Raw genomic sequence first — 18,043 nt, 5'->3', positions numbered from 1 at the left:
CGGGCGTCAGGCAAAAAGGAATCGGGTCCGTTGGGCGAATACCCCGGACAGGGGGCGTATAGGGGCCGGGGGCCTTTCGGTCAAGGGTGCGCGGCGGTCAGCGGGGCTTGCGCGCCTGATGGGCGGCCCAAAGATCGGGACGACGCGCCTCAGTCAGCTTTTCGGCCTCGGCCCGGCGCCATTTCTCGATGGCGCCATGGTTGCCCGATTGCAGGATCGCGGGGATTTCCCGCCCTTCCCAGACCGCAGGGCGGGTGTATTGCGGATGTTCCAGAAGACCATCGGCAAAACTTTCTTCCTCGGTCGAGGCATGGTTGCCCAGAACGCCTGGGATCAGCCGGACGGTGGCGTCGATCATCGCCTGCGCGGCAATCTCCCCCCCCGTCATCACGAAATCCCCAAGGCTCACCTCTTCGATACCGTAGTGGTCGATCACGCGCTGGTCCACGCCCTCGAACCGGCCGCAAAGCAGGGTCAGGCCATCGGCCTGCGCCCAGGCCTGCGCGCGGGCCTGCGTGAAGGGACGGCCCCGCGGCGACAGGAAGACGACCGGCCAGCGCGAGCGATTCTGTGGCGTGCCGACGGCGGCCTGATCCAGCGCCTTGGCGACCACATCGGCCCGCAGCACCATGCCTGCCCCGCCGCCTGCGGGCGTGTCATCGACATTGCGATGCTTGCCTTCGCCGAAGGGACGCAGGTCCAGCGTTTCCAGTGCCCAAAGGCCCATGTCCAGCGCCTTGCCCGTCAGCGACAGGCCGAGCGTGCCGGGGAAAGCTTCGGGGAACAGGGTGATGATCTTGGCACACCACGCCCCGCGCACCCGCTGCGGCGCCATCAGGTCGCGCGGCTTGAGGCTCGCTGAAATCGACAGGCGGCCATGGCTTTTCAGCGGGCCACGGGGGGCGGGCTGATCTTCGGGACGGGTGGTTTCATCGCTCATGCGCGGCTTTTAGGACAATGCGCGCGCTACGGCAAAGCCTATTGCGTGGCGGCGGCGGCCAGCAGGGCGGCCTTGGCGGCGACGCGGGCCTCGGGCGGCATGTCCTGCCGGTTCAGCGCGACGAAGGCCTCCGCCAGATCGGCGACGGGCGCGCGGTTGGCGGCGGTGACGGGCGGCAGTGCAGCGCGCAGATCGGCGGGCAGGTCGGCCAGATCATAGATCGCCTCGACCGGGCCGAGAGGGCGCGCCCCGTGCCGTTCCAGGGCCGCGCCGATCACCGGGGCCTGGGTCGCTGCCCCGATTTGCGCCAGAAGCGTGGTAAAATCCGCGGCCTCCCGCAGCCGCGCGGCAAAAGCTTCGGCGTTTTCGACCATATGGTGATGCTTGGCCTGCTGCCAGTGCAAGGACCGCAGCCAGCCCTCGGGCGCCCGCGTACCCAGCACGAAACACAGCGCATGGTCCGGGAAGCGCGCCCGAAGCTGATGCGCCAGTTCGGCGGCAAGCCGGGGCGCGGCCTCATAGCTGGTCACCCCGCGCGCGCCGGGCATATGGCCCGACAGATCCTCGCACGACAGGATCAACCCCTGCCCTGGCGCGAGGTCCAGACCCTGCACCCAGGTACGCAGCGCCCGCCGATAGACCCGCATCGCCATGGGCCGCGGCTGCGCCGACCACAGCCGCGCGGCCTCGGCCACAATGCGCAACGGCCCCGCGTTCAGCTGCACCTGATAGAGCGGCGCCAGCACCCCGGCATGGGCGCGCAAGGCCGCCTGAACCGAGGTGGTTCCGGTCTTGTGCAGGCCGGAATGCAGGATGATCCGGGGTTCAGCGCCCATCTGCGGCGAGGGGCGCAAGGGCGCGGCTTTGTGCGATCAGGCGGGACAGAAGCTCATCCACCTCGGGGGGCGTTCCAAGGCGGGCGGCCTCAAGTGCCTGTTCGTTGGGACATTCGCCCCAGGCATCGGCGTGATGTTCCAAAAGCTCGATGCAGCGGCGCGCGAATAGGATCAGCAGGTCCGGGTCCGCCTCGGTGGCCTGCAGCGCCTTGACCGGGGTCGCGCGGCCGGGGCAGGCCTCGACCGTCAGGGGCGAGGTCGCATGCAGGATGAAGGCCCGCCGCAACACCGAGGCACGGTCAGCCCCTGCGAGCCGCGCCTGAAGCGCCTCATACAGATCCTCGGCCGGAAGGTGGGCTTCCAGAGCATGCAGATGCGCGGCGATGGTTTCCTGCCGGGTGGCGGCGCCAAGATCGGCAAGAGGTTGGGTCAACCGCTCGGCCAGCAGGCGACGGGCGGCACGGGCGGCGGCATCGGCGTCCGGCGTTGCGGTTGCCTCAACCTGGTCCGCGGCATCGTGAAGGAACAAGGTCATCTCGGCCATCTGGCCCGGCGGGCAGAACAGACGCGCCAGCGGCACCGCCACCAGCGACAGCCCGATGGGCAGCATCACGGGCATCGGCAGATCCGCCGCGACAACCCCACCCAGCCCCCGCCCGATGGCAAAGCACAGGGCAACAAGTGCGAACTGCACCACGACCCGCATCAGAAGCGCGATCCAGGCATCGGGGCTTTGCCATTCGGCGGGGCTGCGCGGCCATTCATCGGGCCGCATCGCCAACAGCCACAGCAGGAAGATCAGGGTAAAGACCGGCACGATCACCCAGTCGAAACCGCCCAGCCCCGCCAGAAGCGGCCCAAGATACAGCAGCCCGACGGCCCCTTGCATGGCGCGAAGGCGGTTACTCATTTCTCTGCCCTTGTTTGTGGCTTGCGCCATTCTATTGGGTCGCAGACTGGCCTGTCATCCGGCTTTAGTCCAGCCCTTCGGGCAGGTCTGCGACCAAAACCCCGGCGGCAATGTCCACCGTCGGCACATTGGCCAGCGTGAAGGGCAGCAGCAGCGTTTCCTTCAGCGCCGGGCCACGGATTTCGAGCAAATCGCCCGCGCCGTGGTTATGCACCGCCGCGACCTTGCCGATCACGGCCCCGCCGGGATCACGGACCTCAAGCCCGATGAGATCGGCGTAATAGTATTCATCATCCGGCAGTTTGGGCAGGCGCGACTTGTCGGCGTAAAGGTTGGTGCCCTTCAGGGCATCGGCCTCTTCCTTGGTGGCCACGCCCGACAAGCGCGCGCCCAGCCCCCCCGACAGCGGGCGGGTCAGACGGACCTTGAAGCTGCGGCTGCCATCTTCGGTATAAAGCAGGCCATATTCCGCAATCGCGGTGGGTTCGGCACAGAAGCTTTTGAGGCGGACTTCACCCTGCACGCCGAAGGCCCCGGCAATGGCCCCCACGCAGATGCGCTCTTCCTTGTCGGCAGTCATGTCAGCGGCTCTCCATGATGAGTTCGGGCGCGCGGGCTTCCCAGCCGATGCGGGCAAGTTCCGGGGTGTCGCTGTCTTCCTCGGGGCGCCCCACGCAGAGATAGCCGATGAAGCGCCAGCTTTCGGGCGCTGCCAGATCGCGGGCCAGACGGTCGGGATCAAGGATCGACACCCAGCCCAGACCCAGCCCCTCGGCCCGAAGCATCAGCCAGAACAGCGTGATGGCCCCCACCACCGAATAGGCACGGGTTTCCGGCATCGAGGCCGCACCCAGCCCCGCGCCCTTGGGCGTGGCATCATCGCAAAACACCGCAAGATGCACCGGCGCCTCGCGCAGGCCCGCCAGTTTCAGCCGGGCATAAAGCCCCGCCTTGTCAGCGTCATAGGTCGCAAGCGCCTCGGCGTTGGTGGCTTCGAAATTCTGGGTCACGGCGGCACGGGCCGCAGCGCTTTCCACGCGCAGCAACCGCCAGGGTTCGCTCAGGCCCACCGAAGGGGCCATCGCAAATGCCTGAAGGCAGCGGTCAAGAACCGCTGCCTCCACGGGATCGGTGCGGAAGTGGCGCACATCGCGCCGCCACCGCATCAGATCGGCCAGTTCCGCCCGGAATTCCGGGCCGAATTGCCCCTGCATGGCAGGGCCGAAGATTATTCTTCGGCCGGCGCAGCAGCGCGGGCAGCTTTCTTGGCAGCGCGCTCGGCCATGGCTTTGCCCGGAACGGCGGCTTTCGGGTTGTTGCGGACCTTCTTGGCGGTCAGGCCGGCAGCTTCCAGGAAGCGGGCGACGCGGTCGGTCGGCTGGGCGCCTTGCGAGATCCAGTACTGGACGCGCTCGACATTCAGCTTCACGCGATCTTCGCTGTCTTTGGCCAGAAGCGGGTTGTAGATGCCCAGCTTCTCGATGAAGCGGCCGTCACGCGGCATGCGCGAGTCGGAAGCGACGATCGAGTAGTGCGGGCGCTTTTTCGAACCACCACGGGCCAGACGGATTTTCATGGACATGGGTTTTCTCCTTTAAGTCCGGTTTGGCGGGCGAACCCGCCGGGATAGGGTCACTTTTGCAGTTTCTCGTGATGCCTGATGACTTCGGAAATGATGAAGTTCAGGAATTTCTTGGCGAATTCTGGATCAAGATCCGCTTCCTTCGCCAGACGCTCCAGCCGTTCGATCTGGCGCTCTTCGCGCTTGGGATCGGACGGCGGCAGATCATGGGCGGCCTTTAGTCGGCCCACCGCCTGGGTGTGCTTGAACCGTTCGGCCAGCGTGTAGACAAGGATCGCATCGAGCCGGTCGATGCTTTCCCGATGTTCCTTGAGGATCTCGGCCGCGCGGATGGTGGCATCGGTCATGGCGGGGATCACTTCTTCTTCATCAGGCCGGACAGGCCCGAGGGCAACGACATGCCGCGCGGCAGACCGCCCAAGCCCCCCAGACCCGGCATTCCGGCGCCGCCCATCCCGGCCTTCATGGCGCGGGCGGCTTCTTCCATCTGCTCGGGGCTCATGTTCGCAAGGTCGGGCATCGCACCGCCCTTGGCGCCCATCATCGCCTTGACGGCCTGTTTCATCATGCCGCCCTTGCCGAGCTTCTTCATCATGTCGGCCATCTGCTTGTGCTGTTTCAGCAGACGGTTCAGTTCCGCGACCTCGACCCCGGCGCCCGCGGCGATCCGCTTCTTGCGGCTGGCCTGCAGCATGTCGGGATTGGCGCGTTCCTTCTTGGTCATCGAGTTGATGATGGCGATCTGGCGGCGCAGCATCTTGTCATCGAACCCGGCCTGTTCGGCGGCCTTGGCCATCTTGCCCATACCGGGCAGCATCCCCATGACGCCCTGCATCCCGCCCATCTTGAGCATCTGGTCCAGCTGCGCCTTGAGGTCGTTCATGTTGAACAGACCCTTGGCAAAGCGTTTCGCCATACGCTCGGCCTGTTCGGCCTCAAAGGTTTCGCGCGCCTTTTCGACCAGCGCGACGATATCGCCCATGCCGAGGATGCGGCCCGCGATCCGTTCAGGTTCGAACGCGTCCAGCGCGTCCATCTTTTCGCCCAGACCGACAAAGCGGATCGGCTTGCCGGTCACGGCCCGCATCGACAGCGCGGCACCGCCGCGGCCATCGCCGTCCATCCGCGTCAGCACCACGCCCGAAATGCCGACCTTGGCGTTGAATTCGGTCGCCACATTGACGGCGTCCTGACCGGTCAGACCATCGACCACCAGCATGGTTTCGCGCGGCTGGGCGATATCGCGCACGGCCTGCACTTCGTCCATCAGCACGTCGTCGATATGCAGACGGCCTGCGGTATCAAGGAAGACGACATCATAGCCGCCGAGGTTCGCCTGCATCTTGGCGCGCTTGGCGATCTGGACGGCGCTTTCGCCCTTCACGATGGGCAGGCTGTCCACGCCGATCTGGCCAGCCAGAATCGCCAGCTGCTCCATCGCGGCGGGGCGCTGGGTATCAAGCGAGGCGAGAAGAACCTTCTTGCCGTTCTTCTCTTTCAGGCGCTTGGCGAGCTTGGCGGTGGTGGTGGTTTTCCCCGACCCCTGCAGACCGACCATCAGGATGGTCGCGGGCGGATTGTCGATCTTCAGCGCGTCCGGCTCGCCCTCGCCCGTCAGGGTGCGGACGAGTTCGTCATGCACGATCTTGACGACCTGCTGGCCCGGCGTCACCGATTTGGTCACGGCCTGGCCAGTGGCTTTCCCCTTGACTGCCTTGATGAAATCGCGCGCAACCGGCAGCGAGACATCGGCCTCAAGCAGGGCCACGCGCACTTCACGCAGGGCGGTATCCACATCGGCTTCGGTCAGCGCACCCTGTTTGGTCAGCCGGTCAAAGACACCGCCAAGGCGTTCGGAAAGGGATTCGAACATGCGACTTCTCCTCGACCGGCCCGGGGGCCACGGGTTGTTCCAAGCGGTTTCGCACCCGTGGGCGCAACGCGCTGACGGATGGCGATCCCCGCATAAGCGATGGGACCGGAAGCATGTGCCTCCGGGGATTTCACGGGTCGGATAGTCCGAATGCGGGGCGGAGTCAACGAAAAGCCGCCAGCTTCACGGGAAGCGGCGGCAGATCGCAAAGACGACCGGGGCTGCGGGAGCGGCCGCCCCGGTCGGTGGGCAAGGACCATCAGTCGTTGCGGGCCGCGGCAATCGCGGTCAGTTCGGCCAGCGAATACTGGTTGGCATCCACGCCGAGGATGGCCGCCAGCTGGGCTTTGCCAACCGAGGCGGTTTCCGCTTCACCCTGACGGTTGTCACCCGACAGGATCCAGGCGACGGTCTGGGCATCGTCGTTGCGACGGGCTTCGGTCAGGATCTGCAGCTCGGCAGCGGTGAAGCGGCCGGCTTCCACGCCCAGAAGGGCGGCGGTCTGGGCGTCACCGGCAACCGGGCCGCTGCGCTGACCGGCCTTCGACAGGATGAAGGCCACTTCCCGGGCATCATTGTCGCGCTTGGCCTCGATCAGGCGGTTCAGTTCGGTGTTCGACAGGGTGCCCGGTTCGACACCGGCGATCAGCGACAGCTGATCCGACCCGTTCTGCGGCACACCGGCAAGGGCTGCGCCAGCCGACAGGGCCACGACAAGGGCGGAAAGGGTAAGTTTGACAGACATCTTCGTCTCCTCAGGGTTGCCCGCTGTTTCAGCCGGGCGGGTTGTCGCACCGGGCGGATCTTCCGTCCCGGTCCGTCGGCGGCGTTTCATCAACCACCGCCGCTTCGGTGATAGGGAGATAGGGTCGAAAATTTTCCGATGTAATTTCAACATTTTGCACATCGACTGGCAGATTTGCGAACAACACGCGCCTGTGATCGTGCTGTGAGGCAAACGTGACGGGAGGCGCATTGACCTTCCCGCCGCCAGCCGGTGTTTTCGCATGCACGCGCGTGTGCTCGCGCGCGCGGACGCGCAAGTGCCGCAAACCGGGGGCGGCCTCAGCGCAGGGTTGCACCCCGCGCAGCCCTGCCCCCGCAGATTAGGCATAGCTCACGTCTTGTAACGGCGGCGTGACAATGCGGGGCGACAGAAAGGGCCACCCCCCGACGTAGGATGCCCTTGCCGCGGCGGTTGGCAGGCGTAAGCTGGGGACGACGACGGAGGAAACGATGGATAACTGGGACGAAATCCGCACCGCCTTTCAGGTGGCCCGGCTGGGCACCGTATCTGGCGCGGCCGAGGTGCTGGGTGTGCACCACGCGACAGTGATCCGCCATATCGACGCGCTGGAGCGACGGCTGGGCACCAAGCTTTTCCAGCGCCATGCCCGCGGCTATACCCCGACCGAGGCCGGGCGCGATCTGCTGACCGTGGCCCAATCAACCGAGGATCAGTTCGCCCAGCTTGCGAGCCGCATCAAGGGCCAGGGTGAGGTGGTATCGGGCGAATTGCTGGTCACTTCGATCACCGGCATCGCCGATCTGCTGGCACCCGTCTTCGGCAGCTTCCAGCGGACGCATCCGCAGGTCATCATCCGTTTCCTGACCGACATGCGCGTCTTCCGGCTGGACTATGGCGAGGCGCATGTCGCGATCCGCGCGGGTACGCAGCCGCAGGAACCTGATTACGTGGTCCAGCCCCTCGCCCGGTTGCGCTATGGGCTTTATGCCGCGCGCTGCTACGCCGATGCCCATGACGTGCCGCTGGCGACGGATGAATTCCACCGCCACCGCTTCATCGGCACCGACAACCCGGATTCGCGCGCGCCCTTCTATCGCTGGCTGCGCGCGCAGGTGCCGGATGAGGCGATCACCTTCCGCGCCACCGATCCGGAATCGAATATCCAGGCCGTCTTGGCGGGGCTGGGGATCGGCTTCATGCCCGCCCGCCTTGCCGCGACCCACCCCGACCTGATCGAGGTCATGCCCCCCCAGCCGGATTGGGAGGCGCCGCTCTGGCTGGTCACCCACGTCGATCTGCACCGCACATTGAAGGTGCAAAGCTTCCTGGCGCATCTGCGCGGCGCGACGGCGGGCTGGTCCGAGGTATGACCCTTCGCCCTCATCAGGCGGGGCATCTGGCGATGCTGGCCTTTTCGGCGCTGGTGGCGGGGTCGTTTTCGCTGGGCGCGATGGCCGCGCCGCATATCGCCCCCGCAGCGCTGACCGTGCCGCGTTTCGCATTGGCGGGCGCCTTGGTCGGGGCTGCGGCCTTTGCCAGCGGCAAGGTGCAGCGCAGCGCCTGGCAGGCGCCTTGGCGCTATCTGGTGCTGGGCGGGTTGCTCGCCATCTATTTCGTGCTGATGTTCGAGGGGCTGAAAACCGCAGCCCCAGTGCCTGCGGCGGCCGTGTTCACGCTGACCCCGGTCATGGCAGCGGGGTTCGGCTGGCTGTTGCTGCGGCAGCGGCTGACGGCGCGCATGGCGCTTGCGCTCGTGATCGGGGCGGCGGGGGCGGTCTGGGTGATCTTCCGCGGTGATCCGGCAGCCATCCTGCGGCTGCAGATCGGACGGGGTGAGGCGATCTATTTCTGGGGCTGCCTGGCCCATGCGATCTATGCGCCGATGGTGCGGCGGCTGAACCGGGGCGAACCTGCGGTCGTCTTTACCTTCGGGATGATGGTGGCGGGGTTGGGCCTTCTCACGCTCTATGGGTGGCGTGGCGTGCTGGAAACCGACTGGCCTGCCCTGCCCGCGATCGTCTGGATCTGTCTGGTTTATGTCGCCGTCGCCGCCAGCGCGATGACCTTTGTCCTGCTGCAATTCGCCACGCTGCGCCTACCTGCGGCCAAGGTCATGGCCTATACCTATCTGGTGCCAAGCTGGGTCTTGCTGTGGGAAATCGCGCTTGGCCGCGCGGTGCCGCCGGCTCAAGTGCTGATCGGGGTGGCGCTGACGATGGGGGCGCTCGGGCTTCTTCTCAAGGATGAAGGCCATGCCTGACGCGCCCGCTTGCCAGCGCCGCTGATACCGCTATCAACAGGGCAGGAAAGGGAGGACACCATGGCCAATTTCCCCAAACGCTACATCCCCGCCGAGGATCGCTACGACAAGATGGTTTACCGCCGCTGCGGCAAATCAGGGCTGAAACTGCCTGCGGTCAGCCTCGGCCTGTGGCACAATTTCGGCGAGGACACGCCGCATCAGACCAAACGCGCGATCTGCCAGACGGCCTTTGACCTTGGCATCACGCATTTCGACCTGGCCAACAACTACGGCCCCCCTTTCGGCAGCGCCGAAGAGGCCTTCGGCCAGATCCTGAAACAGGATTTCGCGGGCTATCGGGATGAGCTGATCATCAGCTCCAAGGCCGGATATGACATGTGGGCCGGCCCCTATGGCGAATGGGGCAGCCGCAAATACCTGATCGCCTCTTGCGACCAGTCGTTGAAGCGCATGGGGCTGGATTACGTCGATATCTTCTATTCGCACCGTTTCGACCCGGAAACGCCGCTGGAAGAAACCATGATGGCGCTGGATCATATCGTGCGGTCGGGGCGTGCGCTCTATATCGGCATCTCCAGCTACAACAGCCAGCGCACGCGCGAGGCGGTGGCCATCCTCAAGGATCTCGGCACGCCGCTGCTGATCCATCAGCCCAGCTACAATATCCTGAACCGCTGGGTGGAACATGACGGGCTGAAGGACACGCTGGCCGAACTGGGGGTGGGGTCAATCGCCTTCACGCCGCTGGCGCAGGGCATTCTGACCAAGAAATACCTGGGCGGCATTCCCGAAACGAGCCGAGCTGCGCAGGGCAAATCGCTTGACCCGGCGACGATCACCCCCAGCGCGCTGGAAAGCGTGCGGGCGCTGGATGCGCTGGCCCAGAAGCGCGGCCAGACGCTGGCCCAGATGGCCATTGCCTGGGTGCTGCGCGAGGGCGGCATCACAACGGCACTGATCGGCGCCTCAAAGCCCGAACAGGTGGTCGATTGCGCGGGCGCCATCGGCAACCTTGATTTCACCGCCGAGGAACTGGCCGAAATCGACCGCATTGCCCAAGAGGAAGACATCAACCTCTGGGCCCGATCGTCCGAGTCGGCCTGACTCTTTGTCCGCCCCCGCGCGCTTGTGCAACGGGGCGGGCCAAGCCGGGGCAAAATGGCACCTACCGTTAAGATATGAACGAAAGGTCCAGAGCATGGACCCTCGCGTGCAGGCTCTGCCAAACGGCGGTGGCAACCCCATCCGCGCTATCCCTTTGCGCGAATTGACCCCGCAGCCATACACGGGCCGAATGATCGGACAACCCGCGATTGCGAGAGTCCGATGGCAAGATTGTTTGCAACCCTGGCATATTCGATCCTGGATTTTAACCTGTACAACATGTTGCAGGTGAACCGTTACCAACAGGTTAACGGCCATTCGACCAGCTGGACGGACTTCCCCGACCATTTCCGTTACGGGATGAATGCCTTTTCCTTCATGGCCTTTGCGGGACCGGATCTTCAGTTTTCCGGGGGCAGCGTGACCGGTGGAACAGTCGAGGCGGTCTATCGTGTTGATACGATCAACGGCAGGGATCAGGCGGTGTTTTCATTTACCGAGGCGCGCGTCTCGGCCCTTCAGGTGATCGAAGCAATCGGGACCTTTTCGAATGCCGATGATCTGGCGCTGATGCGTCAGGCCCTGTCGCGGGCAGATCTGATCTCCCTCTCGGACAGTGGCGACTATGCGCATGGCTTTGGTGGAAATGATACCATGCGCGGCCATGGCGGAGCCGATCTGCTGATGGGCGATGGCGGCAGCGATGTCCTGCAGGGGGGCACGGGGAACGACAGCCTGCAAGGCGGCGCAGGGAATGACCGGCTGATGGGGGGAAGCGGCGCCGATACTTTCCTGCTCCGCTCGGGCACTACGGGGACGGATGTGATTACCGATTTTCAGGACGGCCTCGACCGGATCGACATTACCGGCAGCTTTCAGCGCGCCAACCATGCCGATGGCGTGCTGATCACCCATGCGGGCGGCACCGTGCTGATCGAGGATGTGCGTCTCGCACAGATCACGGCGGCCGATTTCATCTAGCGCGGATCCCGTCAGAAAATCCGGCTTCGGGCGGCAGATTGCGCGCGTGTTCGGTAATTGCGGCGGCGCGGCGCACCTCGTCCAGCGGGCGGTCATTCGCGATCAGCCCCAACCGGTGCAGCAAGCCCGGCAGCCGCCCCGAAAGCAGCACGCTAACATCCAGCGGCAGGGCCGGATGCACCGCGCGGGCCAGTTGCCATACCACCGTGGTGCAATTGGCCGTGATGGTATTGTACCACTGCGGCCGCGCCGCCAGCCGATTGCCCAGATCGACATAGCCCAGAAACAGCCGGCGCAGCTGATCGGGGGTCAGGCGCAGCGGATAGATCCGCACATCCTCGCCCCGGTGGGTGGTGCGAAGCTGGATGATATCGGCCTCGGTCGCGGCGATCAGCGCCAGCTCGAACTGGCGGAAGAACCCGCCGATCGAGGAAAAGACCTCGCCCTGCTCGCGCCGGATTTCGACGGAAAAGACAAGGCGCTGGCCATCGGCAAAACCGAAGCTGATCAGCACATGGGCAATCTCAGGGCTGTCCCAAACCGAGGTGAACAGATCGGCCGACTGCAATCCCGTCAGATCGACGCGGGCCTCGCGCCAGCGTTCATGGGCCTGCGTCTCATCGATCCAGTCGAAATCGCGGATGTCGTGCAGGGTGATGATCTCGCCCTGCCGTGTGCCGGTGACGATACGCGCCACATCGGGCGCCCAGTCCCGGTCCGCCCGCGGGCGCAGCGACAGATACCAGCCGCCGAGGCCCAGACCCAGCAGGGCGAAACCGCCCCAGCCCCAGGGCGTCAGCAGCCGCAGCCCCGCCACCGCCAGAACCCCCGCCGCGAACAGCGCAACCAGCCACCACCGCCCCGGCTTTTGCACCGCGATGGCCGTGCCTGCCCAGGCGGCAAAGATCATCAGCAGCGGCCAGAATGCCATTCAGCGCTTCACGCTGGCCGTGACGTAATTGACCGAGAGGTCGCGGCTTGACAGGCTCCAGCTCCAGCTGACGGGGTTGAAGACCATGCCCTTGCGGTCCACCGGCTCCAGCCCGGCGCGGCGGATCAGGTCATAAAGCTCGTCCGGGGTGATGAACTTGTTCCAGTCATGCGTGCCCTTGGGCAGCCAGCGCATCACCCATTCCGCGCCGATGATCGCCATGGCAAAGCTTTTGGCGTTGCGGTTCAGGGTCGAACAGATCATCAGCCCACCGGGCTTGAGCAGGTGTTGACAGGCGGTCAGATAGGCCAGTGGATCGGCCACATGTTCGACCACCTCCATGTTCAGCACCACGTCAAACTGTTCACCCGCCTCGGCCAGCGCCTCGGCCGTGGTGTTGCGGTAGTCGATGGTCAGACCGGATTGTTCCGCATGAAGCTGGGCCACCGGAATGTTGCGCGGCGCGGCATCGGCGCCCACCACGGTGGCCCCCAGCCGCGCCATCGGTTCGGACAAAAGCCCCCCGCCGCAGCCGATATCCAGCAGACGCAGCCCGGCAAAGGGATGGGGGTTGGTCAGGTTCCGGTCAAATTCTGCTGCAATCTGGCTGGTGATGTAATGCAGCCGGCAGGGGTTCATCTGGTGCAAAGGCTTGAACTTGCCGGTGGGGTCCCACCATTCGGCAGCCATGGCTTCAAATTTGGCGACTTCACCGGGGTCGATGGTTGTGGTCATTTGGGCCTCCGCTTGCCGTGACAGATCGCTTTGAAACCCTATATAGTACCATCATGGATCACAGATCAGGCCAAAAGCGCGCAGTCGAATATCTTTACCCGCCGATCGAACCCTTCGACCAGCGGCAGATCGACATGGGCGATGGACATCGCATCTATGTGGAACAAGTCGGAAATCCGCGCGGGGTTCCGGTGCTTGTGCTGCATGGCGGGCCGGGCGGCGGCTGCAGCCCGGCAATGCGGCGCTATTTCGATCCCGAGGTGTACCGCGTCGTGCTGTTTGACCAGCGCGGCTGCGGCCGGTCCCGTCCGACGGCCAGCGTGCTGTCAAATACCACCTGGGATCTGATCGCCGATATCGAGGCGCTGCGGGGCCTGCTGGGCATCGACCGCTTCATCCTGTTCGGCGGCAGCTGGGGGGCGACGCTGGCGTTGGCCTATGCCATCACCCACCCCGGCCGGGTGCGCCATATGGTGCTGCGCGGCGTGTTCCTTGGCACGCAGGCCGAGCTGGACTGGTTCTACGGCGGCGGCGCGGGCGCCTTCTTCCCCGAACTTTGGGCCCGGTTTTGCGACCCGATCCCCGAGGAGGAGCGGGGCAATATGGTCGCCGCCTATCACCGGCGTCTCTTTTCCGGAAACATGGTTGAGGAAATGCGCTTTGCCCGCCTTTGGGCCCAGTGGGAAAATGCGCTGGCCTCGGTCCATTCCGACGGCGCGCATATCGAAAGCCCGTCTGAATATGCCCGCGCCTTCTCGCGGCTTGAAAACCACTATTTCCAGCACGGCTGTTTCTTTGAAACCGATGGCTGGATCCTTCAACAGCGCCACCGGATCGAACATATCGGCGCAGTGGTGGTGCAGGGGCGGTTTGACATGATCTGCCCGCCGGTATCGGCCCATCGGCTGGCCAAGGGGTGGCGGGCCTGCGATCTGCGGATGGTGGGGCTTGCCGGACATGCACTTTCGGAACCGGGGATCTCGGCCGAGCTTGTACATGTGATGGATGGGCTGCGCAGCAGCGCGATACGGGGCTGAAACTATGGATGTGACCACGACCGCCGGATTTGACTGGACCCTGGCGCTGCTGTTTCTGGGCGCAAGCCTGGCTGCGGCGCTGACCGGGTGGATGTTCAAACCCGGCACCTGGTATGACGGGCTGCAAAAGCCCGACTGGCGGCCGAAGAACTGGATGTTCCCCATCGCCTGGACCACGATCTATGTGCTGTCGAGCCTTGCCGCCGCGCGGGTGGCCCCGCATGCGGGCAATGCCTATGCGATGGCCTTCTGGGCGCTGCAGATCGCGCTGAACACGCTTTGGACCCCGACGTTCTTTGGCGCGCGGCGCATCGGCCTTTCGGTGGTGGTGATGCTGGCGCTGTGCTTTGCGGTGCTGGGCATGCTCTGGACCTTCTGGGCGCTGGATGGCTGGGCCTTCGTGATGATCCTGCCCTATGCCGCCTGGCTGTCGCTGGCCGCGCCGCTGAATATCTGGATCTGGCGAAAAAATCCGATCACGCGGACTTGAAAGGCGGAATTCCCACCACATCTTTGGAGGGCGGGACGGGCCCCTCTGACGGTATGAATGCCGTGATGTCGGACCGCATCGAGTGCGCTCGATGTCAGCCCGTCTTCCGGCAGACTTCGACGCAGGAACATGCGAGAGGTCATTATGGAACTTCTGACAACACTCTTTCTTGGAACCCCCATCTGGATGTGGGCGTTCTTCATCGGTCTGGTGCTGACGCTGCTGGTGCTGGACCTTGGGGTCTTCAACAAGACCGACCATGAAATCGGCGTGGCCGAAAGCCTCAAGATGTCGGCGCTCTATATCGCGCTGGGGGTAGGCTTTTCGGGCTTTGTCTGGTGGCAGCTGGGCAGCACCGCGACGGCGCAGTATCTGACGGCCTTTGTGGTGGAAAAGACGCTGGCGCTCGACAACATCTTTGTCATCGCGCTGATCTTCGGCTTCTTCGCGATCCCGCGGGAATATCAGCACCGGGTGCTGTTCTGGGGTATCCTCGGGGTGATCGTGTTGCGCGGCATCATGATCGGTCTGGGCGCCACCATCGTGGCCTCCTATCACTGGGTTCTCTATGTCTTTGCGGTCTTCCTGGTGCTGACCGGCATCAAGATGCTGTTTTCTTCGGAAAAAGAGCATGACCTGCACAGCAACCCCATGCTGAAGCTGATGAAGCGCTGGTTCCATGTGACTGATGACCTGCACGGCCACGACTTTTTCGTGAAGAAGCCCCACCCCACCACCGGCAAGCTGGTCCGCTATGCGACGCCGCTGTTCCTTGCGCTGGTGATGATCGAATTCGCCGACCTGATCTTCGCGGTGGATTCGGTACCGGCCGTCTTCACCATCACGACCGACCCGTTCATCGTCTATACCTCGAACATCTTCGCGATCCTGGGCCTGCGCGCCCTCTACTTCGCTCTGGCGGCGATCCTGCACCGCTTCGCCTATCTGAAATACGCGCTGTCGCTGCTGCTGGTGTTCATCGGGTCGAAGATCTTCATCGCCGACGCCTTCGGCTGGGAGAAGTTCCCCCCGATGTGGTCGCTGGGCATCACCTTCGCCATCCTTGGCGCGGGGATCGTGGTCTCGCTCTGGAAGACCCGTCACGACGAAGTCGGCTCGACCGCGGCCTGATGGCCGGATGGCCCGCCCCCGACCGGGGCGGGCCTTTCCCGTTCCGACCCGGCAAATCGGGTGCCGTCTCCAACCTTCCCTTGCATTTTGGGCAGAAGCGGCCTATATGCCAATCAACAGCGGCGCTTTCGGGTCCAAACCGGCAAGCCCACCGAAAGATGCAAACGGGCCGCTTGCGCCCGTTTTTTGTTTTTTGGCTTACCTCTAGACTGGATCGAAATGACCGACCTGATCGCCAAAACCGCTATCGACCGCCGCCTGGCGGATATCGTCGGCCCCGCCATCGAGGGGCTGGGTCTGGAGCTGGTCCGCATCCGCCTCATGGGCGGCAAGACGCGCACCCTGCAGATCATGGTCGACCGCCCCGAGGGCGGCGTCGAGGTGGACGAATGCGCCGCCTGCTCGACCGCCGTCTCGGCGGTGCTGGATGTCGAGGATCCCATTGAAGAGAATTACATTCTCGAAGTGTCCTCGCCCGGGATCGACCGGCCGCTGACCCGTCTCAAGGACTTCGACATGTGGGTCGATTACGAGGCCCGCCTCGAAACGACCGAGTTGATCGACGGCCGCCGCCGCTTCAAGGGTGTGCTGCAGGGCACCGAGGGCGACGAGGTTCTGATCGAGATCGAGGAAGGCGGCGAATCCGTCACCATCGGCCTCAAGTTCGACTGGCTGTCGGACGCGAAACTGCTGCTCACCGATGAGCTGATCGCTGAAGTGCTGCGCCAGCGCAAAGAGGCGGGCGTGATCGACGAATCGAAGTTCGACGACATCGAAGAAACCGAAGACGGGGATGAGGAAGACGATTCCGAAGCCCCCGCGACGAAACACTGACAGGCCAAGAGGACATCATGGCGATTACGTCTGCGAACCAGCTGGAACTGCTGCAAACCGCCGAAGCGGTCGCACGGGAAAAGATGATCGATCCCGATCTGGTCATTCAGGCGATGGAGGAAAGCCTCGCCCGTGCCGCCAAGTCGCGCTACGGGGCCGAGCTGGATATCCGCGTGAAGATCGACCGCAAGACCGGCCGTGCCACCTTTGCCCGCGTCCGCACCGTCGTCGCGGATGAAGAGTTCGAGAACCACCACGCCCAGCTAACCGTCCGTCAGGCCAAGTCCTACCTGAAAGACCCGCAAATCGGCGACGAGGTGCTGGACGAAGTGCCGCCGGTCGATCTGGGCCGCATCGCCGCGCAAAGCGCCAAGCAGGTCATCCTGCAAAAGGTGCGCGAGGCCGAGCGCGACCGTCAGTACGAAGAATTCAAGGACCGCAAGGGCACCATCATCAACGGTGTCGTCAAGCGCGAGGAATACGGCAATCTCATCGTGGACATCGGCCGCGGCGAGGGCATCCTGCGCCGGAATGAGAAGATCGGCCGCGAAAGCTATCGCCCGAACGACCGGATCCGCTGCTATGTGAAAGACGTGCGCCGCGAGACCCGCGGGCCGCAGATCTTCCTGTCGCGCACCGATCCGCAGTTCATGGCCGAGCTGTTCAAGATGGAAGTGCCGGAAATCTATGACGGCATCATTGAGATCAAGGCCGTTGCCCGTGACCCCGGGTCGCGCGCCAAGATCGCCGTGATCAGCTACGACAACTCGATCGACCCGGTCGGCGCCTGCGTCGGTATGCGCGGCAGCCGCGTGCAGGCCGTCGTGAACGAACTGCAGGGCGAAAAGATCGACATCATTCCGTGGAACGCCGATACGGCGACCTTCCTCGTGAACGCGCTGCAACCGGCCGAAGTCTCGAAGGTCGTCTTCGACGAAGAAGCCGGCAAGATCGAAGTCGTGGTTCCGGATGAACAACTGTCGCTGGCCATCGGCCGTCGCGGTCAGAACGTGCGTCTGGCCAGCCAGCTGACCGCGCTGGACATTGACATCATGACCGAAGCCGAGGAATCGGCCCGTCGCCAGGCCGAATTCGCCGAGCGCACCAAGCTGTTCATGGATACGCTCGACATCGACGAGATGATGGCGCAGCTGCTGGTCGCCGAAGGCTTCACCAACCTCGAAGAGGTCGCCTATGTCGACCAGGACGAGCTGCTGTCGATCGACGGCTTCGATGAAGGCACCGCCGACGAGCTGCAGGCCCGCGCCCGCGACTACATCGAGGAACAGAACCGCAAGGCGATTGAAACCGCCCGCGCCCTGGGTGTGGAAGACAGCCTCTTCAACTTCGAGGGTCTGACGCCCCAGATGATCGAGGCGCTGGCCAAGGACGGCATCAAGACGCTGGAAGACTTCGCGACCTGCGCCGACTGGGAGCTGGCCGGCGGCTGGACCACCGAGAACGGTCAGCGCAAGAAAGACGAAGGCGTGCTCGAAAAATTCGACGTCTCACTGGAAGAAGCACAGACCCTGATCATGACCGCCCGTGTTATGCTGGGCTGGGTGGACCCGACCGAAATGGAATCGGCCGCGGAAGACGCAGCCGAGGGCGATAACGAGGAGGCCGAGGCCTGATCGGCCTCGGAGGA

Annotated in this window: 20 protein-coding genes; 9 read left to right on the top strand and 11 right to left on the bottom strand. The window is 64.4% G+C overall.

The genetic code is table 11. The features are described from left to right. Positions 1-97: 97 nt before the first annotated feature. The 9 genes from trmD to IE101_RS11020 form a co-directional block, all read right to left on the bottom strand. Entirely contained in the window at positions 98-940 is an 843-nt protein-coding gene (gene trmD, locus IE101_RS11060) for a tRNA (guanosine(37)-N1)-methyltransferase TrmD (RefSeq protein WP_189633898.1), read from the bottom strand. A gap of 38 nt (positions 941-978) precedes the next feature. After that, positions 979-1,776: a hypothetical protein gene (locus IE101_RS11055; RefSeq protein ID WP_189633897.1), complete on the bottom strand. Its 798-nt coding sequence runs from the start codon at positions 1,774-1,776 to the stop codon at positions 979-981. After that, complete coding sequence (locus tag IE101_RS11050; RefSeq protein WP_189633896.1) at positions 1,766-2,686, bottom strand: hypothetical protein; 921 nt, start codon at positions 2,684-2,686, stop codon at positions 1,766-1,768. The genes IE101_RS11055 and IE101_RS11050 overlap by 11 nt, the downstream gene beginning before the upstream one ends. 64 nt (positions 2,687-2,750) lie before the next feature. Beyond that, positions 2,751-3,266: a ribosome maturation factor RimM gene (rimM, locus tag IE101_RS11045; RefSeq protein ID WP_189633895.1), complete on the bottom strand. Its 516-nt coding sequence runs from the start codon at positions 3,264-3,266 to the stop codon at positions 2,751-2,753. A 1-nt stretch (position 3,267) separates the two neighbouring features. Further along, on the bottom strand, positions 3,268-3,900 hold the full coding sequence (gene bluB, locus IE101_RS11040) for a 5,6-dimethylbenzimidazole synthase (protein ID WP_189633894.1): 633 nt from the start codon (positions 3,898-3,900) through the stop codon (positions 3,268-3,270). 14 nt (positions 3,901-3,914) lie between these two features. After that, complete coding sequence (gene rpsP, locus IE101_RS11035; RefSeq protein ID WP_189633893.1) at positions 3,915-4,268, bottom strand: 30S ribosomal protein S16; 354 nt, start codon at positions 4,266-4,268, stop codon at positions 3,915-3,917. A 50-nt stretch (positions 4,269-4,318) separates the two neighbouring features. Then, positions 4,319-4,615, bottom strand: a complete 297-nt coding sequence (locus tag IE101_RS11030) for a chorismate mutase (RefSeq protein ID WP_189633892.1) — start codon at positions 4,613-4,615, stop codon at positions 4,319-4,321. Between the two features lie 8 nt (positions 4,616-4,623). Then, on the bottom strand, positions 4,624-6,141 hold the full coding sequence (gene ffh, locus IE101_RS11025) for a signal recognition particle protein (RefSeq protein ID WP_189633891.1): 1,518 nt from the start codon (positions 6,139-6,141) through the stop codon (positions 4,624-4,626). Positions 6,142-6,400: 259 nt separating this feature from the next. Next, positions 6,401-6,886, bottom strand: coding sequence for a hypothetical protein (locus IE101_RS11020; protein WP_189633890.1), 486 nt, complete (start codon positions 6,884-6,886; stop codon positions 6,401-6,403). A gap of 491 nt (positions 6,887-7,377) precedes the next feature. Here IE101_RS11020 and IE101_RS11015 point away from each other — a divergent pair, with 491 nt between their 5' ends. From IE101_RS11015 to IE101_RS11000, 4 genes are all read left to right on the top strand, one after another. After that, positions 7,378-8,259: a LysR family transcriptional regulator gene (locus tag IE101_RS11015; protein WP_189633889.1), complete on the top strand. Its 882-nt coding sequence runs from the start codon at positions 7,378-7,380 to the stop codon at positions 8,257-8,259. After that, positions 8,256-9,149, top strand: coding sequence for a DMT family transporter (locus IE101_RS11010; RefSeq protein ID WP_229804114.1), 894 nt, complete (start codon positions 8,256-8,258; stop codon positions 9,147-9,149). Before IE101_RS11015 ends, IE101_RS11010 begins: the two co-directional genes overlap by 4 nt. Positions 9,150-9,209: 60 nt before the next feature. Beyond that, positions 9,210-10,256, top strand: coding sequence for an L-glyceraldehyde 3-phosphate reductase (mgrA, locus tag IE101_RS11005; protein WP_189633888.1), 1,047 nt, complete (start codon positions 9,210-9,212; stop codon positions 10,254-10,256). A 222-nt stretch (positions 10,257-10,478) separates the two neighbouring features. Further along, on the top strand, positions 10,479-11,237 hold the full coding sequence (locus tag IE101_RS11000) for a calcium-binding protein (RefSeq protein ID WP_189633887.1): 759 nt from the start codon (positions 10,479-10,481) through the stop codon (positions 11,235-11,237). On the opposite strand, the gene IE101_RS10995 is transcribed toward IE101_RS11000, so the two are convergent. Together IE101_RS10995 and ubiG are read right to left on the bottom strand one after the other, a co-directional pair. Then, a complete protein-coding gene (locus tag IE101_RS10995; protein WP_189633886.1) occupies positions 11,230-12,168 on the bottom strand; it encodes an Lnb N-terminal periplasmic domain-containing protein in 939 nt (312 codons plus the stop codon). The genes IE101_RS11000 and IE101_RS10995 overlap by 8 nt on opposite strands. Continuing rightward, positions 12,169-12,903, bottom strand: coding sequence for a bifunctional 2-polyprenyl-6-hydroxyphenol methylase/3-demethylubiquinol 3-O-methyltransferase UbiG (gene ubiG, locus IE101_RS10990; RefSeq protein WP_189633885.1), 735 nt, complete (start codon positions 12,901-12,903; stop codon positions 12,169-12,171). Between the two features lie 53 nt (positions 12,904-12,956). Here ubiG and pip point away from each other — a divergent pair, with 53 nt between their 5' ends. From pip to nusA, 5 genes are all read left to right on the top strand, one after another. Then, entirely contained in the window at positions 12,957-13,940 is a 984-nt protein-coding gene (pip, locus tag IE101_RS10985; protein ID WP_189633884.1) for a prolyl aminopeptidase, read from the top strand. 4 nt (positions 13,941-13,944) lie between these two features. After that, entirely contained in the window at positions 13,945-14,430 is a 486-nt protein-coding gene (tspO, locus tag IE101_RS10980) for a tryptophan-rich sensory protein TspO (RefSeq protein ID WP_189633883.1), read from the top strand. Positions 14,431-14,574: 144 nt separating this feature from the next. Continuing rightward, a complete protein-coding gene (locus tag IE101_RS10975; RefSeq protein ID WP_189633882.1) occupies positions 14,575-15,561 on the top strand; it encodes a TerC family protein in 987 nt (328 codons plus the stop codon). A 219-nt stretch (positions 15,562-15,780) separates the two neighbouring features. Then, a complete protein-coding gene (gene rimP, locus IE101_RS10970; protein WP_189633881.1) occupies positions 15,781-16,395 on the top strand; it encodes a ribosome maturation factor RimP in 615 nt (204 codons plus the stop codon). 17 nt (positions 16,396-16,412) lie between these two features. Next, positions 16,413-18,029 carry a transcription termination factor NusA gene (nusA, locus tag IE101_RS10965; protein WP_189633880.1) on the top strand — a complete coding sequence of 539 codons (1,617 nt, stop codon included), beginning with the start codon at positions 16,413-16,415 and terminating at the stop codon, positions 18,027-18,029. Positions 18,030-18,043: the final 14 nt, after the last annotated feature.

The sequence above is a fragment of the Gemmobacter lanyuensis genome (assembly GCF_014652355.1).
Classification (GTDB): domain Bacteria; phylum Pseudomonadota; class Alphaproteobacteria; order Rhodobacterales; family Rhodobacteraceae; genus Gemmobacter; species Gemmobacter lanyuensis.
The sequence above is the reverse complement of the archived record's forward strand: the minus strand, read 5'-3'. Positions and strand labels throughout refer to the sequence as shown.